Here is a 25,897-nt window from a genome sequence, read left to right as displayed (position 1 = left end):
CTGACGCCTCATTTGACGGCTCGGACACCTACTCCAAGCCCGACAACTGCGACACTCACGGCGGCGACAACCCCGGCCAGAACGCTGCCCGACGCGAAGTCCCCGGCAAATAGTGCACGCTCCGCATCCACGACATATCCCAGCGGGTTGATATTCACGAGTACCTTCATCCAACCCGGTGCATCGTCGAGCGGAAGCATGGTCCCCGAGAGAATCAGGAGCGGGAACATCAGCGTTTGCTGCACCACCCAGAACATCCAATCCTGCTCCCGCACAGCCAAAGCCAAAGCATAGGACAGGGCCCCGAGCCCGACGCCGAATACTCCGAGCAGAACAATCCCGACTGCCGCGCCGGCAGCATTCACGTCCAATCCGAGTGGTAAGGCCACGAGAATGATCAGAATCGCCTGCGCCGCAAGTGGAACCATCTCCTTGCATGCCCGACCGATCAACAACGACGAGCGTCGTAGCGGCGTCACCAACATTCTCTCGTGCGATCCCTGCTGCATTTCGATCAGGAGGTTCGAGCCTGTCATCGTCGTGCCGAAGATCGCGATCATCACCAGCACGCCGGGGATGAACCAATTCCACACGCCGTCGCCGGTGCCCGGGACGCCTTTGAGCAGCGGACCGAACAATGCGAGCAGAATCAGTGGCTGAATGAGACTGAAGACAACACTGACCGGGTCACGCAACATCGGGCGCAGTTCACGCCCCATCACTATCGCGCTGTCGCGAACGATGTTGCCGCGCACAGCGCGTGGGGTATCGAGTGTGAGTGTCATGGCAAAGTCCTACTTTCTCGAGTGCTCTAGGAAGCGACTGCGGCAGCGCTCTCGCGCAGGCTGCGTCCGGTCAGGGTGAGGAAGACGTCGTCGAGCGTCGGGCGGGTGATGTCGGCGGCCAGAGCGCGGGCACCCCGCGCATCCGCTTCGCGCAGAAGCACCGGGAGCGTCGAATCTCCCTCGCTCGCACGGATACTCACCATGAGTCCGTCGACGGCAGTCTCCCGCACCGTGACAAGTTGCTGCGCCACCGACGCCGCAACTGCGGCAGCCTCTTCGGTCTCGAACGTCAGCGACAGATGATCGCCCGCAAGGTCCGCCTTCAGCGCGGCGGCCGTGTTGTCGGCGATCACGGTCCCCTCGTCGATGACGATGACTCGCTCCGCCATCGAATCCGCTTCTTCGAGATAGTGCGTCGTCAACACGATTGTCGTGCCCATCTCGCGCCGCAACCGGAGTATGTGATCCCACAAATTGGCCCGACTCTGCGGGTCCATGCCCGTCGTGGGCTCGTCGAGAAACAGTAGCGGTGGCCGATGTACCAGGCCGAGTGCAATATCGAGCCGTCGGCGCTGACCTCCTGACAGCGTGCTGACCTTGCGAGTTCCGAGATCCGCGAGTTCCAGATCGGTGAGAAGTTCGTCAGCCCGACCCTGTGAATCCGGCTTGGACATTCCGTAACACAGTCCCTGCGTCACCAATTCGTCGCGAACCCGCTGGTTGTGGCCGGCGCCATTGCCCTGTCCGACGTATCCGAGACGCGAACGCACCTCGCTTCGCGCATCGGACACATCAAAGCCAGCGATGCGCGCACTGCCTGAGGTCGGTTCGAGCAAAGTAGTCAACATGCGCAACGTCGTCGACTTGCCGGCGCCGTTCGGCCCCAACAGGGCTACCAACTCCCCCTCCGCAACATCGAGCGTCACGCCTTTGACCGCTTCGACAAGGTTCTTACCCTGCGAGAAGTGCTTGGTGAGCGACTTCGTCTCGATCATCGGACTGCTGTGATTCATGATTGAGCCCCACATTTCTTCTCGATTTCCCGGATGCGGATAAACCTAGAATCAATTGAGGACCGTTACAGTCCTCAATCTCTGCGACACTGAATTTCATGAAGGAGACATCAGCTCGTCTACTGCGGTTGCTGTCGCTACTCCAGACCCGTCGAGACTGGTCCGGCGCCGAACTCGCAGACAAGCTTGCAATCACACCGCGCACCGTTCGCCGCGACGTCGACCGCCTACGCGACCTCGGATATCCGGTGGACGCGACGGTGGGTGTCGGTGGTGGATACCGTCTCGGCGCCGGGGCCGAGATGCCTCCCCTTCAACTCGACGACGAAGAAGTACTTGCGGTGGCATTGTCATTACAGTCCGGCGCCACCGGCTCGGTGGTCGGTATCGGCGAGGCCTCGATGCGTGCTCTTGCCAAGCTCCGCCAGATCATGCCGCCCCGGCTGCGCTATCGCTTGGAATCGCTGCAGATCGATGTGGTGCCGCGTGAACCGGCCACAAGCGCAGTGGACGCGTCCATCCTGTCCGCCATCGCATCGGTGTGCCACAACCACGAGCGACTTCGGTTCGACTACGCCACCCATGACGGCACGCAGAGCCGCCGCGAAGTGGAGCCGTACCGCCTCGTGCGGTCGGGCGTGCGGTGGTACCTGGTGGCGTGGGATCTCTCACGGGAAGACTGGCGGTCATTTCGCGTCGACCGAATGGAACCCAAAATTCCTACCGGACCACGTTTTTCGCCTCGAGAGCTACCTCAGGGCGGGGCAGCGGAATTCGTGTCCCGAGGAGTCGCCCGCGCCTTTTCGTCCACGCGCGCAACAGTTCTGCTCCATGCGCCCATCGAACAGATCGCGCCGATGGTCAGCAATCAGTGGGGATCAGTGGAATCCGACGGCGAAAATCGCTGCGTCATAGCACTTTCCGGAAATTCACTGCGCTCCGTCGCACAATGGCTGCGGGCCTTCGAGGTGGACTTCACAGTGCTGAATCCACCCGAGCTACGCGCGGAATGTCGAATAATCGCCGAGGAGCAGGCTGTGATCACCGCCCGCTATCGTAATGCCTGACAACACTTTTCATTCGGATACAACAAAACCCCAACCCAAAAAGAGTTGAGGTTTTGTCGAGTACGTCATGCGCCGGTTGCCCGGCTCACATGGACGTCTTAGACGACGGTAACGCCGGTGGCCTGCGGGCCCTTGTTGCCCTGACCGATCTCGAACGCAACACGCTGGTTCTCCTCGAGCGTGCGGAAGCCGCCGCTCTGGATCTCGGAGTAGTGAACGAAGACGTCAGCGCTGCCGTCTTCGGGAGCAATGAAGCCGAACCCCTTCTCGGAGTTGAACCACTTCACGATGCCCTCTGCCATGTAAATCTCCTCTAACACAGTGTCTACAGGCTGTCACTGCGACCGCCCGGGTCACTTACTACGACCGTTCTGAGACAAATCCGTGGAGGATGTCCAAACGCTCGCAACTTAACCATTTGCGAGCGTGGAAACACAAACACAAACACTTACGACCAACACAAGTAGATCATAGATCCTCGACTTTGTCTCGCTCGAGTGTCAGATCACAGTCCAGCCCATTGACAGGCATACCCCCTGGGGGTACCTTGAATCTCGAAGCGATACCTACACGGGGTATCCGTACAATAGAGCCAGTCAACCGAAGGGATCTCCCATGACCACCGCCGAATACACCGTTTCCGGAATGACCTGCGGACACTGCGTCGGATCCGTCAAGGAAGAGATCGGCAACATCGCCGGAGTGACCGCCGTCGACGTCGATCTGGCCAGCGGCCGCGTCAGCGTCACGAGTGACGCACCCGTATCCGCAACCGACATCGCCGCGGCAGTCGACGAAGCCGGCTACGCCGTCGTAGACAGCTGACGGCCATGCGCACATCGGCAACACTTGCCGCCTACGCCGGAGGCCTTGTCGTCGTATTCGGCGCCGCCTTCGGCGTGGGGGCGGCAGTCGGAAACCCCGTCGAGAGCCCGAGCCACGCGCCGGCGTCCAGCACATCGAACACGCCCGCACCCCATGAGGAAGGTCACCGATGAGTACCCCCACCACCGTCGGTAGCGTCGAACTCGCCATCACGGGAATGACCTGTGCGTCGTGCGCCGCTCGAATCGAGAAGAAACTCAACAAGATCGACGGCGTCAGTGCCACGGTCAACTACGCCACGGAGAAGGCCAAGGTCTCGTACCCCGACACCGTCGGGGTAGATGAACTGCTCGCCACCGTAGAAAATGCGGGCTACTCGGCAGCGCTCCCCACGCCGCCTGCCACCACCGCCGACGCAGACGTGGAGACCCCACAGGATCGTGACCTCCGCGAACTGCGAACCCGGCTGATCGTCTCGACCCTACTCTCGGTTCCCGTCATCGCGATGGCGATGATCCCCGCACTTCAGTTCACGAACTGGCAGTGGCTCTCCCTCACACTGGCGGCCCCTGTCATCGTCTGGGCGGCTCTGCCTTTCCATCGCGCCGCCTGGATCAACCTCCGGCACGGCGCAGCCACGATGGACACCCTCATCTCCATCGGCACCATTGCCGCGTTCCTGTGGTCGCTGTACGCGCTGTTCTTCGGCACAGCCGGCGAAGCCGGGATGAAACACGCGTTTTCGCTCACCGTCGACCGAATGGACGGCACCGCCAACATTTATCTCGAGGTCGCCGCAGGTGTGATCACCTTCGTGTTGGCCGGACGCTACTTCGAGCACAAGTCCAAGCGCACCTCGGGTGCGGCGCTGCGTGCACTCATGGAACTCGGCGCAAAGGACGTTGCAGTCCTGCGAGACGGTGCCGAGGTCAGAATCCCGGCCGAAGATCTTGTCACCGGCGACGTCTTCATCGTCCGCCCAGGTGAGAAGATCGCCACCGACGGAGTCATCACCGAAGGCCGCTCCGCCGTAGACCTGAGCATGCTGACCGGCGAATCGGTGCCCGAGGAGGTAGGCGTCGGCGACAGCGTTGTCGGAGCCACCGTTAACGTAGGCGGCACCCTGTCCGTCCGGGCCACCCGAGTCGGCAGCGACACGCAACTCGCCCAAATGGCAGCACTTGTCGAAGACGCACAGAACGGTAAGGCTGACGTTCAGCGTCTCGCCGATCGCATTGCAGGCATCTTTGTTCCGATTGTCATCGCGATTGCCGTTGCCACACTGGGTTACTGGCTCGGTAGCGGCAACGGAATCGAGATGGCGTTCACCGCGGCCGTCGCCGTCCTGATCATCGCCTGCCCCTGTGCGCTCGGATTGGCAACACCCACCGCGCTGTTGGTCGGCACCGGTCGAGGCGCCCAGATGGGAATCCTGATCAAGGGCCCCGAGGTGCTGGAATCGACTCGCGCAGTGGACACCATCGTCCTCGACAAGACCGGCACCGTCACCACCGGCCAGATGACTCTGCTCGACACCATCGCAGCCGACGGAACGAGTATCGATGACGTCTTGCGTTTGGCGGGCGCTCTCGAACATCGCTCCGAGCACCCGATTGCTGCGGCAATTGCCAAGGGTGCCAAGGAAACAGTGGGCGAACTTCCCGCGGTCTCCGACTTCGTGAACGTCGCCGGACGAGGCGTTCAGGGAATGGTCGACGGCCACGCTGTAGTAGCCGGCCGTGAGGCATTGCTCGAAGACTGGGCTATGACGTTGCCCGAGAACCTGCGGGCTGCAAAGACCGAAGCAGAAAAGGCGGGCCGCACCGCCATCGCAGTCGGCTGGGACGGAGCGGCGCGCGGCGTCCTCGTGATAGCCGACGCCGTCAAGGACACCAGCGCCGAGGCGATAGCGCAGTTGAAGGCACTCGGCCTCGAACCGATCCTACTGACAGGCGACAACAAGACCGTCGCCCGGACCGTCGCAGACCAGGTGGGCATCAGCACGGTATTTGCCGAGGTCATGCCAGCCGACAAGGTCGACGCCGTCAAGAAACTGCAGGCGGAGGGACGCGTCGTGGCCATGGTCGGCGACGGCGTCAACGACGCGGCGGCTTTGGCTCAGGCCGATCTCGGTCTGGCGATGGGTACCGGCACCGATGTCGCAATCGAAGCCAGCGACATCACACTGGTTCGCGGTGACCTTCGCTCGGCAGCGGATGCAATCAGGTTGTCTCGCAAGACACTGAAAACAATCAAGGGCAACCTGTTCTGGGCCTTTGCCTACAACACGGCAGCTATCCCCCTCGCGGCGGCGGGACTGCTGAACCCGATGCTGGCCGGTGCCGCGATGGCATTCAGCAGCGTGTTCGTGGTGAGCAACAGCCTGAGGCTGCGCCGGTTCAAGTAAGGGGCCTTCGGCCCCTGTGCGCCTTTTTGGTAGCGATGGCTACCAGAAAGGCGCACAGGGTTATTCGACTCCTGCCAAACGCACAAACGCCGCTGCGTCGAGCATCTCGCCACGCGTCTGCGGCTCGATTCCGGCAGCAAGGAGCCTGCGCTCCGCTTCAGCCGGCGAACCCGCCCAACCACTGAGTGCTGCTCGCAAGGTCTTGCGACGCTGAGCAAAAGCTGCGTCGATCGCGGCAAAAACACGCTTGCGGTGCTGCTCGTCCATCGGCCACGGCGGCTCGGCGTAACGGTCGATCCGTACCAGACCGGACTCCACCTTGGGCGCCGGCCAGAACACATTGCGACCCACAGCACCGGCACGGCGGACCTCACCGAAGAAATTGGCCTTGACGCTCGGGACGCCGTAGATCTTGCTTCCCGGATCAGCAGCCAGGCGATCAGCGACCTCGGCTTGCACCATCACCAGCGCGGTACGCAGGCTCGGCAGCGACGCGAACAGGTGCAGCAGCACCGGCACCGCCACGTTGTACGGAAGGTTCGCGACCAGAGCCGTCGGCTCCCCCGGGATCTGCGACGGCAACACGCGCATGGCGTCGGCCTCCACAACCGTCAGACGATCTGCCAGTTCAGGAGCGCGCTCGGACACCGTCTTGGGCAGACGAGCCGCCAGATTCGGATCGATCTCCACCGCGATGACACGGTCCACGACGTCCATCAAGGCCATGGTCAGTGAGCCGAGACCTGGTCCGACCTCGAGAACCACGTCGTCTCGTGTGACGCCGGCGGTAGTGACGATGCGTCGCACGGTGTTGGCGTCGTGAACGAAGTTCTGCCCCAACTGCTTTGTGGGGCGCACACCGAATTCCTCGGCAAGAGCGCGCACCTCGGCCGGGCCGAGCAGCGCTGCCTGCCCGCGAGGGGTGGCGATGGGTTGGTTCGATTCGGCGTCTGACACAGGTAAGAACTTAACCCAGTCCGAGACGACCCGAGCACGACGGCCATGCGCCCCAGCCCTGGGTACGCTGGGTCTGCGTGGCAATGGCGATCTGCTCCTCGCGGGTCGCGAGGTCGGCGCGGGCAGCGTACTTGAGCCCGCCCTGTCGTTCCCAGGTGTTCTGGTCGAACTGCACGCCGCCGTAGAAACCGTTGCCGGTGTTGATAGCCCAGTTGCCGGTGGCCTCACACTGAGCGAGCGCATCCCACGTGCTGCCGTTCTCGACCGGCGGCACCTCGGTGCCGGGCTTGGTACCGACGCGGACAACCTTGGGTTGCGCGGGTGTGGTGATCGTCTCGGCAACAGGCGTGCGACCGGTTTCGACACCGTTGACCAGATTGACCGCAAATGTGACGTCACGAACGCCGGGCACTCCCGGGTTCTCGACGATCGTTCGGCTCTGATTCATGGTCGGATCCTCGATGCGCTGATCCGGCGGATCGAGCGGCAAGGTCTCCACTCGGCTTTCGGTGATATTGCGCGTCACCGTGATCTCGAGGCCTTCGGTGAGCGGCGCATCTGCTGCGGGAACAACGGTGTCCGCAGCTGCGAGCGGAGTTCCGTTTGCGGTCAAGAACTCACCGACAGTGGGAGCTGCGAGCCGGACATCCGTCGTCGCATGTGCTCCGTCAGTCAGCTTTGCGACAACAGGCGTGAGGACATCGAGCGCTGCGCCGTCCAACGGAAGACGCTGCGAACGTGAAGCCGAAACATGAACATCTGCAGCAACATCGAGTTGCTTCAAGGCATCTTCGACTGTGAGAGCTGTTGTCCACACGGACTTCTGCTGACCGTCGACCGTCAAGGTGATCTCGCGGGCACGACGCAGCACGACGGTGTCGCCGTCGGACACGGACGCGTCGGATGCCGGTGCAACAGCGTCCTTGTCACCGATCGAATAGCCCGCATCTTCGAGAATGCCGTCGACGTTGCTCGCCATGGTGCTCAGGCGAATCTGCTCACCGTCGACGTCGAGAGTGATGGTCTTGTGGTTGACCACAGCCAGAATTCCCCCGGCCACCAGCGTGAGAAGCAACGCGGCGATCATCGAATACAACAGCGGTGATCGCGTCGAGTTGAGCTTCGCAAGCGGTGACATAGGTTCCTGACTTCTGGTCCGGGGTCAGTGCGCGGTTAGCGCAGACCCAATTTGCTTGTGCACGAAGGCCATGCGCCCCAGCCTTGGCCGGCGCGAACCTTCTCGCCGATCGCGATCTGCTGCTCACGGGTTGCGAGGTCGGCACGCGATGCGTACTCGCCACCGCCGAATGCCTGCCAGGTGCTCTGGGTGAATTGCAATCCGCCGTAGAAACCATTGCCGGTGTTGATCGCCCAGTTGCCGGTGGCCTCACACTGCGCAATCGCATCCCAGGTCGCCGCATTGGAAATTGCCGGTACCGCAGGTTCTTTGGTGCCGACCTTCACTACCGCGGCAACAGGTTCCTTGACCACGGTCGCAGAAAGCTCAGTACGCGCTGCCTCGACACCATTGACGGTCTTGACCTCGATGGTCGCCGTGCGCTCACCGGGAACTCCCGGATTTTCGACGACGGTCGAGTCCTTCTCGAGCGACGGATCGTCGATCTTGTTCTCCGGCGCGGGAATCGGCTGGTTCTCGACACGGGTGTCGGTGCGCGACCGGGTAATTTCGACGGTGAGCCCGTCAGTGACAGGAGTCTCGGCGGGCGGAACAACGGTATCGGCCTGCTCGAGCGGAGCATTGCGTGCGGCCAGAAGATCACCGACGGTAGCGGCGGCAAGCTTGATTTCCGTAGCGGGCGCACCGCCGTCCGCAACGTTGACAACCTTGGGGCTGATCACGTCGAGTTCCGTGCGTTCGAGTGGCAAACGATGCGAGCGTGACGCCGATACGGCAAAGTCGTCGGCCACGTCGAACTGCTTCAACGCTTCGTCCACGGTCAGCGCGGTGGTCCACACCGTCTGCTGCTTGCCGTCGACGGTCAAGTCCAGCTCGCGTGCGCGTCGCAGAACGACAGTGTCGCCGTCGGCCAGAGAGGCGTCGGAACTGGGCGCAAGTGCGTCCTTCGGATCCACCTCGTATCCGGCCTTGTCCAAAGCGCCACCGACGCTGCTCGACATGGTGGACAGCGAGATCATCTCGCCGTCGACGTCGAGCGTGATCGTCTTGTGCTGAACCACCACGAGCAGCCCACCGACAACAAGCGTCAGGAGCAGCGCCGCCACCATCGAATAGAGAAGTGGTGACTTCGTGGAGTTGATCTTGGCAAAAGGCGACACAGGAAATCCCAAGGCAGACGACGTTCGATCACAATACGGTAACGGCCACACACCGCTTCGGCAACCAAACGGTCACGAATTGCGACTTTTGTCACGGAATAAACACGGCGTGTCGCAGGTCGGTAACTTTTTACCTCAGTTAAGGGTGTACCGATTCAGCGCGGCGCGCAGTATGTTCTCGTCTGGTCATAAGCAGTCCGGCGATCCCGGGCGTGACATACGAAAGCTGGGCGAGAGTGCGAAGAAAAGTCGACAAACCCCGTAACCCGAGGTGGCCGATCCTGGCCATCCTGCTGGCGCTCATCGCAGCGCTGTTCGCTCCAGGCATCGCGTCGGCGCAGCCGGGCCGGACGTACATCATCGCCACCGACGTCACGTTCGCCCCGTTCGAATTCGAGGACGAAAACGGCAATCTCACCGGCATCGACATGGAACTGATCCGGGCCATCGCCGAGGATCAGGGATTCAACGTCGAGATCAAGCAATTGGGATTCGACGCAGCCCTGCAAGCAGTCCAGGCCGGCCAGGCAGACGGCGTCATCGCCGGCATGTCGATCACCGACGCCCGCAAGCAGGTCTTCGACTTCTCCGACCCGTACTTCGAGTCGGGCGTGCAGATGGCAGTGCTCGAATCGAACAACGACGTCAAGTCCTACGAGGACCTGAAGGGCAAACGCGTCGCCGTCAAGAACGGCACCGAAGGCGCCACGTTCGCCGAATCCATCAAGGATCAATACGGATTCACGACTGTCTACTTCGCCGACTCCGCCAGCATGTACGACGAGGTCCGCACGGGTAACTCCGTCGCCGTGTTCGACGACTACCCCGTGCTGGCCTACGGCATCACCCAGGGCAACGGACTCAAAACCGTGACCGAGAAGGAAGCCGGCGCAAGCTACGGCTTTGCCGTCAACAAGGGCCAGAACGCCGAACTGCTCGAGATGTTCAACGCCGGACTTGCGAACCTGCAGGACAGCGGCGAGTACGACGAGATCCTCTCGCAGTTCCTCGGCCAGGACGCCACCTCGTCCGACAACTCCATCATCGGGCTGATCAAGAGCACCTACCCACAACTGCTCAAAGGTCTGTGGCTGACCATCGTTCTGTCGGTCGTCTCGATCGCGATCGCTCTTGTCCTGGGTGCGATCTTCGGACTCTGCCGCGTATCGACAAACATCGTCGTCCGCGGAATCGGTACCGCCTACGTCGATATCTTCCGTGGCACACCGCTTCTGGTGCAAGCGTTCTTCATCTACTTCGGCATCCCGGCCGCTCTGCACTTCCAGATGTCGGCATTCACCGCCGGTGTCATCACGCTCTCCCTCAACGCCGGCGCCTACATGGCCGAAATCGTGCGCGGCGGAATCCTGGCCGTCGACAAGGGCCAGATGGAGGCATCACGCAGCCTCGGCATCAGCTACATGAAGACAATGCGGAAAGTCATCATGCCGCAGGCAATTCGCACGATGATCCCGTCGTACATCAACCAGTTCGTCATCACCCTCAAGGACACGTCGATCCTGTCGGTCATCGGACTGGCTGAGCTCACTCAGACCGGGCGCATCATCATCGCGCGCAACTTCCAGTCCTTCAACATGTGGCTGATCATCGGCGCCATGTACTTCATCATCATCATGGCGCTCACCAAGTTCTCGAACCGCCTCGAAAAGAGGATCAACAAGTGACCGAAACAGCCGTCAACATGAGCAAGCCAGACACCGAAATCAAGATCGAAGTCAAGGGACTGAAAAAGTCGTTCGGCGACAACGAGGTCCTCAAAGGCCTCGACGTCGACATCAAGAACGGCGAAGTGGTGTGCGTCATCGGGCCGTCCGGATCGGGCAAGTCCACCTTCCTACGCTGCCTCAACCGCCTCGAGGACATCACCGCAGGCACCGTGCGCGTCGACCAGTTCGACCTGACGGACAAGAACGTCGATATCGACAAAGTGCGCCAACACATCGGCATGGTGTTCCAGCACTTCAATCTCTTCCCCCACATGACCGTCATCGAAAACGTGATGCTCGCTCCGATCCAGACGGGCCGTTCCACCAAGGAACAGGCACGTGAGATCGCGGCGAAACTGCTAGGTCAGGTTGGTCTCGCCGAGAAGGCCGACGCCAAGCCCGCGAGTCTGTCCGGCGGTCAGAAGCAGCGTGTTGCCATCGCCCGCGCACTCGCCATGAGCCCGGACATCATGCTCTTCGACGAGGCCACCAGCGCCCTCGACCCCGAAATGGTGGGCGAGGTTCTGCAGGTGTTGCGCGATCTCGCGAAGCAGGGCATGACCATGGTCGTCGTGACCCACGAAATGGGATTCGCGCGCGAGGTATCCGATCGCGTCATCTTCATGGCCGACGGCTACATCGTCGAGGAAGGGAAGCCGGAAAACCTGTTCGGCAATCCGCAGCAGAAGCGCACCCAGGATTTCCTGGGGAAGGTTCTCTAAGGGGCTCCGCCCCTGTGCGCCTTTCTGGTAGCGCCGACTACCGGAAAGGCGCACAGGGGGCGGCCAACTCGACGACCACACCGGTCTCGATCCGGTTCTGCGGACCGACGTCGAAATCACCGAACCTCCGGAACCACCGAGGACTCGCATCGACCCGTCGATAGGTCTCACTGTCTGCGACGGGCAACCACACGCGTGGACTTCCGACTTCCTCGTACGTCGTCGTGACCACAAGGATCCCGAGGACTACGCCTGCGGTCCTAACTCCTGACGCCGGCATCCCGCCGTGAACCCAACCGTCGAACCTGCCGGTGTCGGCGCGCGGAGTCAGCGTCCACGAACACTCGTCTCCGACAACCGGATATGGCCCGCAACATTCGATTTCACCCATGTCGATGTGAACGGTGAGGATCTCGACCGAGGATTCCACCGGAGTCGGCTCGGTGTAGCTGTGCGCCCTCACGCCCTCGCAGGAACAGCCAACTCGACGACGACGGCCGTCTCCATCCATCCGCGACTACCAGTAACCAGCGACGGCATTCCCCGAAAGTGGCTCGGGACTTTCTCGACGCGAACGTGATCGATGCTCCCCGGCACCAACGCCCAATGCCCCGACCCTTGTTCGAGAAATTCGCCACGCTCGAGTCTGATCGAGAGAACGGTCCCTGCCGTGCGTTCTAAATCTGGATAGATACCGCCGTGGACCGACCCGTCGAACCACTGCCCGTCCAACCACAGCGAGTCACGCATCGGGCGCAAAGCCCACGAAGATTCTTCGCCGACAACGGGCAGCGGCGCACAGCACTCGAATTCCCACGTTTCGATGCGGACTGTGACGACGTCGTAGGGATAGATGTCGTCGGGATAGATGTAGTCATTCATCTGAATACTCCGCGCAGTAGACGGGCCGGGACACGACGGTCCCGGGCGCGGAGTTACCTGTCAGCTCAGAATAGCGCTCAGAGCTTGTAGACCCGCTCCGCTGTCGCCGTCGACGCCGCTGCCAGAGCCTCCGGATCCTCGCCGCGGATATCGGCCAATGCGCGCACGGTGTACGGGAGGCAGTACGACTCGTTGGGGGCGCCACGGAACGGATGGGGCGTCAGGAACGGCGCATCCGTTTCGACGATCAGCTGATCCGACGGCACCAATAGCGCAGCCTCACGGAGAGCCTTCGCATTCTTGAAACTCACGGTTCCCGAAAAACTGAGCACGTACCCGGCGTCGATGCATGCCCGCGCCATCTCCGAATCCGAGGAGAAGCAGTGGAACACCACTGTCTCCGGCGCGCCTTCCTCGTTCAGCACGCGCAGCAAGTCCTGGTCGGCTTCGCGGTTGTGAATCATCAGCGTCTTGCCCAACCGCTTCGCCAGATCGATGTGCCACCGGAAACCGTCGACCTGCTCCTCGATGGTGGCGCACCCATCGAGCTTGCCGGGCCAGTAAAGGTCGAGGCCCGTCTCCCCCACAGCGACGACCCGCGGATCCGACGCCAACCGCTCGATCTCGGCGCGAGTATCGGCGTCGAGAACGTTCGCCCTGGTCGGGTGGATTGCGACGGCGGCGTACACGCGGGAATCCCAGTTCGCAGCGTCGACGGCAAAGCGGGCGGCGTCGAGGTCGTCGGCCACCGTCACGACCCGCCCGACGCCGACGGCCTCGGCTCGGTCGACTATTTCGGCCACGCTCGCAGCGTCATGCGCGCCACACGCGTCGAGGTGCGTATGGGCGTCGATCAGAGGCGACAAGGGCTCAGGGGCATCGGGGGCGGGACGGTCTTTGCTCACGCCCGATAGAGTAAGCCCACCATGACTGTGCCTGCCTCACCCTCCCAGACCCCGCGCCCGGACTCCGCCGCCCCGGAAGGCGCGGAACGATCGCCGTTCTACATCACGACAGCGATCGCGTATCCCAACGGTGCTCCGCACATCGGCCACGCGTACGAGTACATCTCTTCGGACGCGCTCGCCCGCTTCAAGCGGTTGGACGGACATGAAGTGTTCTTCATGACCGGTACCGACGAGCACGGTCTGAAGATGCAGCAGACTGCGATCAAGGAAGGTATCGACGTTCGGGAACTCGCGGCTCGGAACTCCGACGTGTTCCAGAACCTCGACAAGGTCCTGAACATCTCGTACGACCGGTTCATTCGCACCACGGACGCTGATCACCAGGTCGCCAGCAAGGCGATCTGGGAGAAGATGGCCGCATCCGGCGACATCTACCTCGACACGTACTCGGGTTGGTACTCGGTTCGGGACGAGGCCTTCTACACCGAAGCCGAGACCACGCTTCTGGAGGACGGCACCCGCCAGTCCACCGAGACCGGCACCCCGGTGGAGTGGACCGAGGAGTCCAACTACACGTTCCGCCTCTCGGCGTACGAGGAGCGGTTACTCGCGCTGTACGAAGAGCACCCCGAGTTCATCGCCCCCACGACACGCCGAAACGAGATCGTCAGCTTCGTCAAGAGCGGCCTCAAGGACATCTCGATCTCGCGCACCACGTTCGACTGGGGCGTCAAGGTTCCGGGCGACCCGGACCACGTCATGTACGTCTGGGTAGACGCCCTCACCAACTACCTGACGGGCGTCGGATACCCGAACGCCGACTCGGAGGAGTTCAAGAAGTTCTGGCCCGCAAGCCTGCACATCATCGGCAAGGACATCACGCGGTTCCACACCGTCTACTGGCCGGCGTTCCTCATGTCCGCGGGCATCGAGCTGCCGGAGCGGGTCTTCGTTCACGGCTTCTTGTACAACAAGGGCGAGAAGATGTCGAAGTCGGTCGGCAACGTCGTCGACCCCATCGCCATGGTCGATCAGTACGGTCTCGACGCAGTCCGCTTCTTCCTGCTCCGTGAGATCTCGTACGGCCAGGACGGCAGTTACAGCCACGAGGCGATCGTGACACGCATGAACGCTGATCTCTCGAACGAACTCGGCAATCTCGCGCAGCGCTCGCTGACGATGGTCGCGAAGAACTGCGACGCCCAGGTACCCACCCCCGGTGAGTTCACCGAGGACGACCTGGCGATGCTGGCGTCGGCGGACGCCTTGCTCACCAAGTGCCGCAGCGAGTTCGACGTGCAAGCTCTGCACCTCGCGCTGGAAGCCATCTGGGGCGTGCTCGGCGAGACCAACCGGTACTTCTCCAAGCAGGAACCGTGGGTCCTGCGCAAGACCGATCCGGCGCGTATGGCAACCGTCCTCTACGTGACGATCGAAGTGGTCCGTATCGTCGGCATTCTCGTTCAGCCGGTCATGCCCGACGCGGCGTCGCGGATCCTCGATCTGCTTGGCCAGAGCGAAGAGAGCCGTCAATTCACCGACATCGCGGTACGCATCGACGCGAACCGTAAACTGCCTGCTCCGGCACCTGTTTTCCCTCGTTTCGTCGACGAGTGACGTAGCCGTGTGACGCCTTTCGTGGGGTCCGCCGCATCTGGCCTGAGCCAGTTGTGTCGGACCCCACGTGCACACTGCGTCCATGACACCCGATAGAACATACTTTCGAGCCGCTGCCTCCTCGCAGACGCTGCCATGGAACGGAACCCGCGTGTCCTCTCACGAAGTCAGTCCTCAATCTGTCGCAGCTGCCGAGGCCTTGATCACCGAACTTGCCGGCGTCTACGAACGAGGGTGGCAACCTGCCGATCTTGTTCACCTTGCCCGTCGCAGCAAAGATCCCTCGAACGCCGATCTTGTTGCCACCGCCGTCCTACTCGACGCCGCCCGAACCAGGGCCGCCGACCGCGCACCCCTCGAATGGGTTGGGCAACTTGCGTCTATTCGGGAGCAGTTCCCCAATGCCGATCGCATCGCGTCACGAATCACTCTGGACGAGGACGTTTTTCGATCCCTCGCGGCCGGACTCCTGTTCGAAGATCCCTATTTCCTCGTCTCCCAAATTGCCGAGGTAGCGCTGCACTGGACGCGACTCGCGCCGTGGAATCTGTTGCTCGCGCCGCCGTCTACCTGGCCGCCGCAGCGCACCGACACCAGTTACGCGGGCACTGGCGCTGAAGTTGACGCCAAGGTACTCAAGCGAATTCGTGGATTACTCGCCAAAGCCGAGGCCACCAACTTCGCCGAAGAAGCCGAATCATTCACCGAGAAGGCGCAGGAGTTGATGACGCGGTACGCCATCGATGCGGCACTTCTGCACAATCGCACCGGCATCACCGATACCGCCGTCAACGGGCGTCGCATCCACCTCGACAACCCCTACGTGAAAGAGAAAGTCCATCTCCTCACTGCAATCGGTGATTCCAACCGCGTGCGCGCCGTGTGGTTCAGCGAGGTGTCCATCGCGACCGTCATCGGCACGCCCGTCGATCTCCAGCAGGTCGACATGCTCTTCACGTCGCTACTCGTGCAGGCAACCCGCGCAATGCAATTCGCCGACACCAGCAATCGCGGCGGCTCCAGAACCACGTCGTTCCGCAAGGGCTTCCTCACCGGGTTTGCCAATCGAATCGGTCAACGTCTCCGCGACGCCGGCACCAAAGCCACCGCAGAAGCCGCCGACGCCGCGTCGATGGATGTGGCCGATCTCCTGCCGATTCTCGCTACCACGTCGGCTGCCGTCGACACCGAATTCGATCGGTTGTTCCCGCGAACCCGCAAGGCTCGGGGAAGGTCCGTCGACGCCGAAGGGTGGCACGCCGGCCAAGCGGCTGCCGACGACGCCAACCTCCGGCCGGGAGCACCGGCAGTGCGCCGTTAGCCCAGCGCTAGTCCTTACGAGCAGCCAGCACCGTTTCGTACAGTTCGCGCTTCGACACACCGGGGGTGGCGACGAGGGCGCACGCGTCTTTCAGACGTGCTCCGCCCTCGACCAGGCGTTCCACTTCCTCGACCAGATCGGCCGGATCGGAGGCCACCAGAACAGCACCTTCGAGCACTACTGTGATTTCGCCGCGCACACCTTCGGCAGCCCACGCGGCGAGTTCGCCGAGAGTTCCGCGCTTCACCTCTTCGTAGGTCTTGGTCAACTCGCGGCAAACGGCAGCGCGCCGGTCCGGGCCGAGCACCTCGACGGCGTCGGCCAGGCAATCGGCCAGGCGATGCGGCGCCTCGAAGAACACACACGCGCGCTGCTCGGTGAGCAGTCCCGCGAACCAGGTCTTGCGTTGTCCACCCTTGCGCGGCGGGAAACCGTCGAAGCAGAAGCGCTCGACGGGCAGCCCTGACAGCGCGAGGGCAGTAGTCACTGCGGACGGGCCAGGCAGGCAGGTGACCTTCAAGTTCTCAGCCACACATGCAGCAACAAGGCGGTATCCGGGATCACTGACCGACGGCATACCGGCGTCGGTCACCAGGAGGACGGTTTTGCCGCCGGCAACGTCGGCGACCAGCGCGGGAAGTCGCGCAATCTCCACCTGATCGTAGAAACTGACCACCTTTCCGGTGATCGTGACATCAAGTGCCGAGGCCAGCGACTTGGTGCGTCGGGTGTCCTCGGCCGCCACGACGTCGGCGGTTGCGAGAGCGTCGCGCAGGCGCGGAGACGCGTCACCGACGTCTCCCATGGGTGTTGCGGCGAGTACCAAGCGACCAGTCATACCTGACAGCCTACGATTGCCGAGTGACTGTGCAGACGGACGAGCGGCCAACGCCCGCCAGTGGCGATCGGGTAGTGCGTAGTCCAGCGCCGCTCGTACCCGCCCCGGACTTCGGCCCCACGGACCGGTTGCGTGGCTGGATCGTCACCGCCGTCATCACCACGATCGCCGCAATCACCCGGTTCACGATGCTCGCCTATCCCACGGACGCCGGCACTCCCGTATTCGACGAGAAGCACTATGCGCCGCAAGGCTGGCAGGTGCTGACAGGCGGCGGGATCGAAGACAACCCCGGTTACGGATTGGTGGTGCACCCGCCGATCGGCAAGCAGATGATCGCAATCGGTGAAGCGATCTTCGGTTACAACGGCTGGGGTTGGCGGTTCTCGTCGGCATTGGTCGGAACCTTGATGGTGCTGCTGATCATTCGGATCGTTCGACGGATGACACGTTCGACGCTCATCGGCGCGATTGCCGGCATTCTGCTGATCGTCGACGGAGTCACGTTCGTCTCGTCCCGCCTGGGCATGCTCGACATTTTTCTCGCATTCTTTGTTCTCGCCGCGCTTGGCTGCCTGATCGTCGACCGTGACCAGGTTCGGCAACGGATGGCCACCGCTTACGCCGAGGGTCGGATCGGCGATTCCGAATGGGGTCCACGGCTCGGATTCCGGTGGTGGCGATTCGGCGCCGGCATCCTGCTCGGATTGGCCTGCGGCACCAAATGGTCCGGGATGTACTTCATCTTGTTCTTCGGACTCCTCAGCGTCGCGTTCGACCTGTCCGCACGCCGCGCCTACCGTGTGCAGCGGCCATGGTTCGGCACCGCGATCCGCGACATCGGCCCCGCTCTGTACGCGTTGGTCGTCATCCCGATCGGCGTCTACCTGGCCAGCTACTGGGCCTGGTTTGCGAGCGAGACGGGCGTCGATCGCCATGCCGTCGGCAACGAGATCGGCGAGGGCGGAACGTGGAGTTTCATACCGTCGGCGCTGCGTTCCCTCTGGTACTACAGCGGCAACGTGCTCACCTTCCACTCGAGCCTGACGAACTCCGCGGGCAACCACCACCCGTGGGAATCGAAACCCTGGACGTGGCCCATGGGTCTTCGTCCGATGCTCTACTACTACGCCGACGGCGAGCAGGTGACGGGCTGTGGGGCGGCCACCTGCGTCAAGGCGATCATGCTGATCGGCACGCCGGCGATGTGGTGGCTGGCGCTGCCCATGTTGGCGTGGGCGATCTGGAAGACGTTCGTTCGGCGTGACTGGCGCTATGCCGTTGTTCTCACCGGATACGCCGCCGCCTACCTCCCCTGGTTCGCCACGATGGACCGTCAGATGTACTTCTTCTACGGCGTTGCGCTCGCACCGTTCATGGTCATGGGATTTGCGCTGACACTCGGTGACGTACTTGGCAAGGCAACGGATTCCGTCGAGCGACGCACCACGGGATTGCTCGCGGTCAGCCTGTACATCGGGCTGGTTGTCGCGAACTTCGTCTACCTGTGGCCCATCTTGACCGCGATGCCGATCACTCCGGAATCGTGGCAGAACCATCTGTGGTTGCCGAGCTGGAAATAGCTCAGGTATCGCGCCGAGCGCGAGTGCCTCGTCGGACCCGTCGGGTTTGGAGAAGCGCTCGTTTCTGTTCTCGGGCAGCGACGATGATCGGGTCGTGTGACAGATCTCGGTAGAGCGAGAAGCACAGGCCGATCATCACGACGACAAATGGCGCGGCCGCGATGATCGTCATCGTCTGCAAGCCCTCGAGCGCTTCGGAACCGCCGGTCCACAGCAATAGCGCCGCGGCGCCACCGGTCAACACACCCCAGAACACCACGACCCACCGACTCGGCTCGAGAGTTCCCCGCTGCGAGAGAGTGCCCATCACCATCGACGCGGCGTCTGCGCCCGAGACGAAGAACACCGCTACGAGCAGCATGACCAGGACGGTCGTGACGCCCGCGAGCGGGAGATTGTCGAGCATCCCGAACAACTGAGCTTCCTCGGAACCCCGGCTCGCGAGATCGATTCCGTCTCGCTCCTCACCGATCCCGGCACCGCCGAAGATCGAGAACCACAACAGACTCACCGTCGTCGGCACGACAATGACACCCACGATGAACTGACGGATAGTGCGCCCACGACTGATGCGCGCCAAGAACATTCCCACGAACGGTGTCCAGGACACCCACCAGGCCCAGTAGAAGATGGTCCAGGACGACAGCCACTCTCCTGTCTCGGGATTCGACGACGCTCCGGTCCTAGCCGACATCTGGGCGAGGTCCGACGCGTAGGCGCCGATGGTGGTGGGCAGAAGGTTGAGGATCAGTACTGTCGGGCCGAGTACGAACACGAAGAGCGCCAAGATCAACGCGAGCACCATGTTGATGTTCGACAACCACTGAATTCCCTTGGAAACGCCCGAGACTGCCGATGCGACAAAGGCCAGGGTCAACACCGCGACAATGGAAACGAGGAGGAAGACACTCACTTCTTGCATCCACCCGACCACCTGGAAACCCGAGCCGATTTGCAGGGCGCCGAGTCCCAGTGATGCGGCCGTGCCGAAGAGAGTCGCGAAGATGGCAAGAATATCGATGATCTTGCCGATCGGACCTTCAGCCCGACGCCCGAGCAGTGGGATGAAAGCCGAGCTGAAAAGCTGCTTGCGTCCACGCCGATACGATCCGTACGCAATGGCAAGGCCCACAACGGCATACATCGCCCAGGGATGAAGCCCCCAGTGGAACATGGTGGTTGCCATAGCGGTTCCGATACCGCCGTCGGTGCCAGGTGGTGGATTGACGTAGTGCGCCAATGGTTCGGCGACACCGAAGAACATCAGGCCGATTCCCATTCCGGCGCTGAACATCATCGCAATCCAACTGACGGTCCGGAACTCCGGTTTCTCACCATCCTTGCCGAGTGGAATGTCTCCGAACCGACTGACGGCGAGGTAGATGGAGAACAGCACAAAAGCCGACGCCGCGAGAACGAAGAGCCAGCCGATGTTGACGACGAGCCAGTCGAGAATGCTCCCCGTCACCGAGTTCAGATTGTCGGGGGCAACGAGGCCCCACACGAGAATTGCCAAAACCGCCACTGCCGTTACGGAAAAAACCACGTAATCGGTTCGCACACCTACTCGTGTGAACCCATTCGTCGGTCGGTCCTCGTTGGCACCGGAATTCTGCTCGGAAGGATCAGATTTCGTCACCATAGGACAATACGTTGGTCACTCGCGCGAACAAAAGCAATAGCGAAGGCGGGCCCGACACCTGCCGGACCCGCCCCGAAATACTCCTTACGCTGCGGTTTTCAACCAACCGTTGCCTTTGCCAATCAATCCGTCCACGCTGATGCGACCGGCTCCGATCGTGGCGATCAGCAGCGAGCCGACACCGAGCGCAAGTACCAGTTCGTAGCCACCCGCGTCGACAAAAATGCCGTTGCCCGAGTGGACGATGAAGAAGGCGCCCACCATGTCGAGGAACAGCAGCACACCGACAAGCGGAGTCAGCACGCCGGCAATGAGCAGGATTCCGCCGCCGAGTTCGATCGTGGCTGCAAGAATCGCCGACACCTTGGGCAGGGGCGCGCCCATCATTTCGAATGACGCCTGCGTTCCGGCGATCTTGTACGTGAAGAACTTCTGCCAACCGTGGGCGATGAAGATGATGCCAAGGCCGATGCGAGCGATGAGGAGTCCGAGGTCACGGACGATCGACGAATTCATGGTGCAAGCCTGACAGCTTTAAGTTGAAGCGTCAACTTAAGGCTGCATCACGCGCCTCTCAATGCGGCCTCGACCATAGTCAGTATCTCGTCATCCGAATATCCGAGCGCACGCACATCTTTCACGAAAGCCGTCGCCGCCTGCTCCGCCTGCGCTCGTACCGGATCACTTCCCGACGCAATGAAGGTGCCCTGCTTCCCGCGGGTCTCGATCACCCCCTGCTCGCCGAGCACCCGATACGCTTTTGCGACGGTATTCGCCGCCAAACCCAGGTCCGTTGCCAGCGCCCGAACCGTGGGAATCTTGGCCCCCGCTATCAGCCCCCCGGTCTGTACCTGTTCGATAATCTGTTGGCGTAGTTGGTCGTACGGCGCCACGGAAGAACCGTGGTCGATCACGATACCGGTCATCACAAGGCATCAACCGCGTCGCGAACAAGATCGGAGCCGGACGTCAGAACCAACGTCTTGCCGACACTCGCGGGCGCATCGATCAACGCCTCGATCACCGCCGCTACATCAGCCCTACTGACCGATCCACGCGCAACCGGAGGCTCGGCCAGAGTTACCTCACCGATCGGATCGTCATCGGTGAGAAGCCCCGGACGAATGATCGTCCACTTTAAGCCCGTGCGAGAACGCAGATCGTCCTCGGCGGCCGTCTTGGCTTCGAGGTACGCGGCAAAAACCTCGTCGGTCCCCTCCGCAACCGGTTCGCCGGCGCCCATCGCACTGATCTGGATGAAACGACGAACACCCGCTTTTTCCGCCGCGTCGGCAAGCCGTACCGCTGCCGCCCGATCGACTGTGTCCTTACGCGCAATTCCACTCCCCGGACCGGCTCCCGCCGCAAAAACTGCAACATCGCACCCGGCCAGCACCTTCGCGAGTTCGTCGACGGTAGCCGTTTCCAGGTCGATCACTACAGGAAATGCGCCCAACGTTCGGACCGCACCCTCGTGATCCGGATTGCGGATCAGCGCAACCGGCCGATCACCATGTCCGGCCAGCAAGAATATGAGGTGCTGCGCGATCTTGCCGTGACCTCCGGCAATCGCCACTCGCCGTTCGTCGACACTTCGATGTTCCGTCATCATCCACTCCTCGTACGTCGGTACTTCAGTCCAGCGCACCGGAAGGGGCCGTTTGTTCCCACTTCCCGACCGGGCAGCTGATCACGCCAGGCACAATGACGACCATGGCCTCTGCAACGATCTTCCACAATCAACGGTGCAACACCTCACGAACTGTTCTCGCCCGGCTACGTGAACACGACATCGAACCGACCGTCGTCATGTACCTCGATACACCGCCTACCCGTTCGGAACTGGAAAAACTCCTCTCCGACGCCGGCCTCACTCCCAGCCAGGCAGTTCGTAAGCGTGAATCGCAGTACAAGGAACTCGGGCTCGCCGACGCATCCGAGTCCAAGATCCTCGACGCCATGATCGAACACCCGATTCTCATCGAACGCCCCTTTGTCGTCACTGACAAGGGCACTGTCCTCGCCCGCCCGGCAGACAAGGTCGAAGAAATCCTCTAGGCATCACAACGGATCGCGGGCGATCGGACAGGACATGCACCGGGGGCCACCCCGGCCGGATCCCAGTTCCGACCCCGCGATCCGAAGCACCTCGATACCCGACGCCTCCAGCCGCGCATTGGTCTCGACATTGCGCTCGTATGCGACCACCACACCGGGTTCAATTGCCAGAGTGTTGTTTCCGTCGTCCCACTGCTCACGTTCGGCAGTCACCGTGTCCAATCCGGTGTCGATGACCCGCAGCTTCCCGATCCCCATCGCGTCGGCGGCAGCCTCGAGGAACGGGTCAGCACCTCGTATGCTGACGCCGTCATCCTCACGCCGAATAGTGAAGGCCGACAATGTGTTCTGAATCGCCGGATACATGACTACGGCGTCGGCCTCCACCATCGTGCACACCGTATCGAGATGCATCGACGCGCGGCGCTGCTCGATCGGCACCACCAACACCGTATGCGCCAAATCGTCGTCGAACACACTGCGCGCCAATGCTTCCGCCCCCGCCGGCGACGTCCGCTCACCCACACCGACGGCAATCACGCCCGGAGCGAGTAGCAGCACATCACCACCTTCGACCGGAGCGGTATGCGATTCGTACGCCCGCCGCACCCCCCGAAACCGAGGATGATGCGCATACACCAGATCGGTGATCGACGACTCCCGCGCCCGCGCAGACAACGCCAAGGACGTAATCACCACCCGCGGCCCGATCCAGAACGACGAATCACGCGTGAACAGCAGATTGGGCAGCGGATCGATCACAAAATCCCCGCCGTGGTGCATCCGCCGCACCAGCGACGTCGACGACGCGTCGATCGGGAGTTCGTCGAAAGTCATACCGGCGGTGAGGATGGACGACAACTCCGCCGGCGGCACACTGCGTAGGTACGACGACAGATGCTGCCCCAGCGAGTGCCCGATCTTCCGTGTGTCCACCGCAGCCGAGATTCCTTGAATCCGGGCCGCACCACTGACCGTCAAGGCTTCGGCGAGCAGGTCCGCAAGCAACAGAACCTCGACACCGTGCTCACGCAGCACCGACGCGAACTGATCGTGCTCGTCCTGCGCCCGATCAACCCACGGCAAACCGTCGAAAAGCAGTTGATCGTTGTTTCGCGGGGTGAGCCGCTTCAATTCGTCGCCGGGACGATGCAAGATGACCGAACGCAACCTACCTACCTCGGAGTCGACACCGAGCGAGACGGATCCAGAACCGTTCATGGATAAACAGTATTCCCGTCGGTGCGTAATCTGATGGCCGACACCAGTGAGAGGAACCACCATGACGGCACCACAGCGACCCGAGAACGAACACCGAGGGGTCGAGTTGTTGCGTGGACGCTGGGCCGGCACCGGTAGCGGACACTTTCCGACGATCGACGATTTCGAGTACTCCGAGGAAATCGTCTTCGCTCCGACCCCCAAACCGTTCCTGACGTACAGCTCACGCACACGTGGCTTGCCCGACGGCCGCCCACTTCACATGGAATCTGGATACCTGCGCCCGGTCCCCGGAAACAAGCTCGAATTGCTGATCACCCAGCCGACCGGTTTTGTGGAGATCCACCGCGGCAGCATCGACGCCGAGGGCACTCTTGCCTTCACACTGTTGACACTTGCGGCGTCACCGGATTCCAAGCCCGTCACCGATGTGCGACGCGTAGTGCGGGTTCACGAAGACACACTGACGTACGACATCTGGATGGCACACGATCAGACACCGCTCACTCATCATCTGCATGCCGAGCTCCAGCGCGTCGACGATTAACGCTCTTTCACGGATTGAGTAGGAACGCTTCGACGGCGTCGTGATCGCGGCGCAACAGATCCTGTGCCATATTCTTCAACAGCCTTTCGATCTGGCCGCCTAGAACCGGAATCTTCACCTCTGCCCAGCCGTCGACGTTCAGCACGGAGCGAGCGTCGCCTGCTTCGGCCAATTCCAGGTCGACCTCGATACGAATAGGCAATCCGTGCGCTCTCCCGGTCACTGATCCGACCGCCCGGCCGTCGGATAGCGGACCCCACCGATCGGCTCGCTCGACACCGAGGCGGTCCGGAACCAGCTTTGCAACCAACCCCGGCAGTGCCGACGATTCGATCTCGTCGGTTAGCGACACCGCTATCGCTCCGCCTCCGTCTTCGATAACCGCCTTGGAATACAGGTCGCCAAGTCTGATCATCCAATACCGAGTATCTGTCAATGCCGCATGAACCTTCTCGGACGGAAAGTTGAATTCGATACCAAATCGAAAACTCTTTGACATTTGGTGACCTTGGTCCCTATGCGAGTTGGCACTGGTTCTGAAAGGCAGCTAATTACGAGCGCGGTAACAGCTTGGCGAACTGGTCATTCGCTTTCTGCATAACAAATTCATAGGGCGGAGAGAACTTACGAGCCCACCAATAACCGAACCTGATGTCATTGGATGTATAGACCAGATATCGATTCTTCTCGATACCGGAGACAATGCACTCCGCCACTTTCTCCGGCGAAACCGCACGCTTCTCGAAGCGATGCACCAATGACTTGACTCGCGGGTCGTCCCGATCGATACCCGCAATGTCGACGGTGCCCACCAATGGAGTCTTCACCCCACCCGGAACAACGAGGCTCACACCGATGCCGTGACGCTTCAGATCGAACCGAAGTACCTCCGAAACGCCTCGTAGCCCGAACTTGCTGGCGCTGTATGCCGCATGCCAGGGCAGAGCCAGCAGGCCGGCGGCCGACGAGACATTGACCAGATGACCGCCCTTTCCGGCGCGGATCATCGGCGGAATGAACGTCTCCATGACATGAATGGGACCCATGAGATTGACGTCCACCATTGATCGCCAGTGACGATGCTCGAGGTTCTCGATTGTTCCCCAGGCCGATATGCCTGCAATGTTCATCACGACATCCATCGATCCGAACTGCTCGGCCACTTCTGCGCCGAATTTGGAAACGGCGTCGTAATCGGAAACATCGAATGCCTCCGCCACACTGACGGTACCGCCGGCCGAGGACACCATTTCGACGGTCTCATCAAGACCGGAACCGTTGATATCCGTGAGAAACAACTCTGCCCCGCCAGCGCCCGCCGCAATCGCTGTAGCTCGACCGATACCGCTACCCGCACCCGTGATCAGGCACTTCTTTCCATCGAGCGACCTTATCGACATGGCTTTACACTCCCCCGCGGTAGCACTGTGGACATGCAGGGAAGTGTACGCACGCAGCATCTACCGGCAGGGGTTATGT

At 61.8% G+C, this 25,897-nt stretch carries 28 protein-coding genes; 11 read left to right on the top strand and 17 right to left on the bottom strand.

The features are described 5' to 3' along the window. Positions 1-8: 8 nt before the first annotated feature. Positions 9-785, bottom strand: a complete 777-nt coding sequence (locus tag C7T36_RS28360) for an ABC transporter permease (RefSeq protein ID WP_045069262.1) — start codon at positions 783-785, stop codon at positions 9-11. A gap of 26 nt (positions 786-811) precedes the next feature. Continuing rightward, positions 812-1,798 carry an ABC transporter ATP-binding protein gene (locus tag C7T36_RS28355; protein ID WP_233363407.1) on the bottom strand — a complete coding sequence of 329 codons (987 nt, stop codon included), beginning with the start codon at positions 1,796-1,798 and terminating at the stop codon, positions 812-814. Between the two features lie 98 nt (positions 1,799-1,896). Here C7T36_RS28355 and C7T36_RS28350 point away from each other — a divergent pair, with 98 nt between their 5' ends. After that, positions 1,897-2,865, top strand: a complete 969-nt coding sequence (locus tag C7T36_RS28350) for a YafY family protein (protein WP_045069260.1) — start codon at positions 1,897-1,899, stop codon at positions 2,863-2,865. 98 nt (positions 2,866-2,963) lie between these two features. Here the strand turns inward: C7T36_RS28350 and C7T36_RS28345 are convergent, their stop codons facing one another. Beyond that, a complete protein-coding gene (locus C7T36_RS28345) occupies positions 2,964-3,167 on the bottom strand; it encodes a cold-shock protein (RefSeq protein ID WP_033234264.1) in 204 nt (67 codons plus the stop codon). A 313-nt stretch (positions 3,168-3,480) separates the two neighbouring features. Here C7T36_RS28345 and C7T36_RS28340 point away from each other — a divergent pair, with 313 nt between their 5' ends. Genes C7T36_RS28340 through C7T36_RS28335 form a run of 3 tightly spaced genes read left to right on the top strand, consistent with a single transcriptional unit; the run spans position 3,481 to position 6,097 of the window. Then, a complete protein-coding gene (locus C7T36_RS28340; protein ID WP_033234263.1) occupies positions 3,481-3,690 on the top strand; it encodes a heavy-metal-associated domain-containing protein in 210 nt (69 codons plus the stop codon). A gap of 5 nt (positions 3,691-3,695) precedes the next feature. Further along, on the top strand, positions 3,696-3,863 hold the full coding sequence (locus C7T36_RS30340; protein ID WP_155276682.1) for a hypothetical protein: 168 nt from the start codon (positions 3,696-3,698) through the stop codon (positions 3,861-3,863). Beyond that, positions 3,860-6,097 carry a cation-translocating P-type ATPase gene (locus C7T36_RS28335; protein ID WP_045069257.1) on the top strand — a complete coding sequence of 746 codons (2,238 nt, stop codon included), beginning with the start codon at positions 3,860-3,862 and terminating at the stop codon, positions 6,095-6,097. The genes C7T36_RS30340 and C7T36_RS28335 overlap by 4 nt, the downstream gene beginning before the upstream one ends. 60 nt (positions 6,098-6,157) lie before the next feature. Here the strand turns inward: C7T36_RS28335 and rsmA are convergent, their stop codons facing one another. The 3 genes from rsmA to C7T36_RS28320 are packed head-to-tail and all read right to left on the bottom strand — an operon-like array spanning position 6,158 to position 9,352. Continuing rightward, entirely contained in the window at positions 6,158-7,054 is an 897-nt protein-coding gene (gene rsmA, locus C7T36_RS28330; RefSeq protein ID WP_033234261.1) for a 16S rRNA (adenine(1518)-N(6)/adenine(1519)-N(6))-dimethyltransferase RsmA, read from the bottom strand. Positions 7,055-7,064: 10 nt separating this feature from the next. Further along, positions 7,065-8,192 (bottom strand): resuscitation-promoting factor, encoded by a 1,128-nt coding sequence (locus C7T36_RS28325; RefSeq protein ID WP_033234260.1) that lies wholly within the window; start codon positions 8,190-8,192, stop codon positions 7,065-7,067. A 35-nt stretch (positions 8,193-8,227) separates the two neighbouring features. Next, the gene (locus C7T36_RS28320; protein WP_045069253.1) at positions 8,228-9,352 is read right to left on the bottom strand and encodes a resuscitation-promoting factor; all 1,125 of its coding nucleotides are present in this window, start codon (positions 9,350-9,352) and stop codon (positions 8,228-8,230) included. A gap of 236 nt (positions 9,353-9,588) precedes the next feature. Here C7T36_RS28320 and C7T36_RS28315 point away from each other — a divergent pair, with 236 nt between their 5' ends. After that, the gene (locus C7T36_RS28315; RefSeq protein WP_051730475.1) at positions 9,589-11,037 is read left to right on the top strand and encodes an amino acid ABC transporter substrate-binding protein/permease; all 1,449 of its coding nucleotides are present in this window, start codon (positions 9,589-9,591) and stop codon (positions 11,035-11,037) included. After that, the gene (locus C7T36_RS28310; protein WP_080711718.1) at positions 11,034-11,801 is read left to right on the top strand and encodes an amino acid ABC transporter ATP-binding protein; all 768 of its coding nucleotides are present in this window, start codon (positions 11,034-11,036) and stop codon (positions 11,799-11,801) included. The genes C7T36_RS28315 and C7T36_RS28310 overlap by 4 nt, the downstream gene beginning before the upstream one ends. 37 nt (positions 11,802-11,838) lie before the next feature. Here C7T36_RS28310 and C7T36_RS28305 read toward each other — a convergent pair whose 3' ends face one another. From C7T36_RS28305 to C7T36_RS28295, 3 genes are all read right to left on the bottom strand, one after another. Then, on the bottom strand, positions 11,839-12,264 hold the full coding sequence (locus C7T36_RS28305; RefSeq protein ID WP_045069250.1) for a DUF6578 domain-containing protein: 426 nt from the start codon (positions 12,262-12,264) through the stop codon (positions 11,839-11,841). Further along, the gene (locus tag C7T36_RS28300; RefSeq protein ID WP_045069247.1) at positions 12,261-12,683 is read right to left on the bottom strand and encodes a DUF6578 domain-containing protein; all 423 of its coding nucleotides are present in this window, start codon (positions 12,681-12,683) and stop codon (positions 12,261-12,263) included. Before C7T36_RS28300 ends, C7T36_RS28305 begins: the two co-directional genes overlap by 4 nt. Positions 12,684-12,760: 77 nt before the next feature. Next, complete coding sequence (locus tag C7T36_RS28295; protein WP_033234256.1) at positions 12,761-13,588, bottom strand: TatD family hydrolase; 828 nt, start codon at positions 13,586-13,588, stop codon at positions 12,761-12,763. 21 nt (positions 13,589-13,609) lie between these two features. On the opposite strand from C7T36_RS28295, the gene metG reads away from it, so the two are divergent. Further along, positions 13,610-15,208, top strand: a complete 1,599-nt coding sequence (gene metG, locus C7T36_RS28290) for a methionine--tRNA ligase (RefSeq protein ID WP_033234255.1) — start codon at positions 13,610-13,612, stop codon at positions 15,206-15,208. A gap of 151 nt (positions 15,209-15,359) precedes the next feature. Beyond that, the gene (locus tag C7T36_RS28285) at positions 15,360-16,529 is read left to right on the top strand and encodes a DUF2786 domain-containing protein (protein ID WP_106939841.1); all 1,170 of its coding nucleotides are present in this window, start codon (positions 15,360-15,362) and stop codon (positions 16,527-16,529) included. Positions 16,530-16,536: 7 nt separating this feature from the next. On the opposite strand, the gene rsmI is transcribed toward C7T36_RS28285, so the two are convergent. Next, a complete protein-coding gene (gene rsmI, locus C7T36_RS28280; protein ID WP_033234253.1) occupies positions 16,537-17,367 on the bottom strand; it encodes a 16S rRNA (cytidine(1402)-2'-O)-methyltransferase in 831 nt (276 codons plus the stop codon). Positions 17,368-17,390: 23 nt separating this feature from the next. Between rsmI and C7T36_RS28275 the strand changes: the two genes are divergently transcribed. Further along, positions 17,391-18,950, top strand: a complete 1,560-nt coding sequence (locus tag C7T36_RS28275; protein ID WP_033234252.1) for a dolichyl-phosphate-mannose--protein mannosyltransferase — start codon at positions 17,391-17,393, stop codon at positions 18,948-18,950. 1 nt (position 18,951) lies between these two features. Here the strand turns inward: C7T36_RS28275 and C7T36_RS28270 are convergent, their stop codons facing one another. From C7T36_RS28270 to C7T36_RS28255, 4 genes are all read right to left on the bottom strand, one after another. Further along, entirely contained in the window at positions 18,952-20,592 is a 1,641-nt protein-coding gene (locus C7T36_RS28270) for a BCCT family transporter (RefSeq protein WP_045069245.1), read from the bottom strand. Positions 20,593-20,676: 84 nt separating this feature from the next. Beyond that, positions 20,677-21,108: a DoxX family protein gene (locus C7T36_RS28265; protein WP_033234250.1), complete on the bottom strand. Its 432-nt coding sequence runs from the start codon at positions 21,106-21,108 to the stop codon at positions 20,677-20,679. 47 nt (positions 21,109-21,155) lie between these two features. Then, the gene (locus tag C7T36_RS28260) at positions 21,156-21,518 is read right to left on the bottom strand and encodes a GntR family transcriptional regulator (protein WP_033234249.1); all 363 of its coding nucleotides are present in this window, start codon (positions 21,516-21,518) and stop codon (positions 21,156-21,158) included. Next, a complete protein-coding gene (locus C7T36_RS28255; RefSeq protein ID WP_045069827.1) occupies positions 21,518-22,201 on the bottom strand; it encodes an SDR family oxidoreductase in 684 nt (227 codons plus the stop codon). The genes C7T36_RS28260 and C7T36_RS28255 overlap by 1 nt, the downstream gene beginning before the upstream one ends. A 95-nt stretch (positions 22,202-22,296) precedes the next feature. Between C7T36_RS28255 and arsC the strand changes: the two genes are divergently transcribed. Continuing rightward, positions 22,297-22,650, top strand: coding sequence for an arsenate reductase (glutaredoxin) (gene arsC, locus C7T36_RS28250; RefSeq protein ID WP_033234248.1), 354 nt, complete (start codon positions 22,297-22,299; stop codon positions 22,648-22,650). A 3-nt stretch (positions 22,651-22,653) separates the two neighbouring features. Here arsC and arcA read toward each other — a convergent pair whose 3' ends face one another. After that, positions 22,654-23,871 (bottom strand): arginine deiminase, encoded by a 1,218-nt coding sequence (arcA, locus tag C7T36_RS28245; protein WP_033234247.1) that lies wholly within the window; start codon positions 23,869-23,871, stop codon positions 22,654-22,656. 61 nt (positions 23,872-23,932) lie between these two features. Between arcA and C7T36_RS28240 the strand changes: the two genes are divergently transcribed. Next, on the top strand, positions 23,933-24,418 hold the full coding sequence (locus tag C7T36_RS28240) for an FABP family protein (protein WP_045069243.1): 486 nt from the start codon (positions 23,933-23,935) through the stop codon (positions 24,416-24,418). Between the two features lie 7 nt (positions 24,419-24,425). Here C7T36_RS28240 and C7T36_RS28235 read toward each other — a convergent pair whose 3' ends face one another. Together C7T36_RS28235 and C7T36_RS28230 are read right to left on the bottom strand one after the other, a co-directional pair. Further along, positions 24,426-24,917, bottom strand: a complete 492-nt coding sequence (locus tag C7T36_RS28235) for a DUF2505 domain-containing protein (protein WP_045069240.1) — start codon at positions 24,915-24,917, stop codon at positions 24,426-24,428. A 52-nt stretch (positions 24,918-24,969) separates the two neighbouring features. After that, positions 24,970-25,818, bottom strand: a complete 849-nt coding sequence (locus C7T36_RS28230; RefSeq protein ID WP_033234245.1) for an SDR family oxidoreductase — start codon at positions 25,816-25,818, stop codon at positions 24,970-24,972. Positions 25,819-25,897: the final 79 nt, after the last annotated feature.

Origin of the sequence: Rhodococcus sp. AD45-ID (genome assembly GCF_003023755.1) — a bacterium.
GTDB classification, from domain to species: Bacteria; Actinomycetota; Actinomycetes; order Mycobacteriales; family Mycobacteriaceae; genus Rhodococcus_F; species Rhodococcus_F globerula.
Note: the sequence above shows the minus strand (reverse complement) of the source record. Positions and strands in the feature narration are given on the sequence as shown.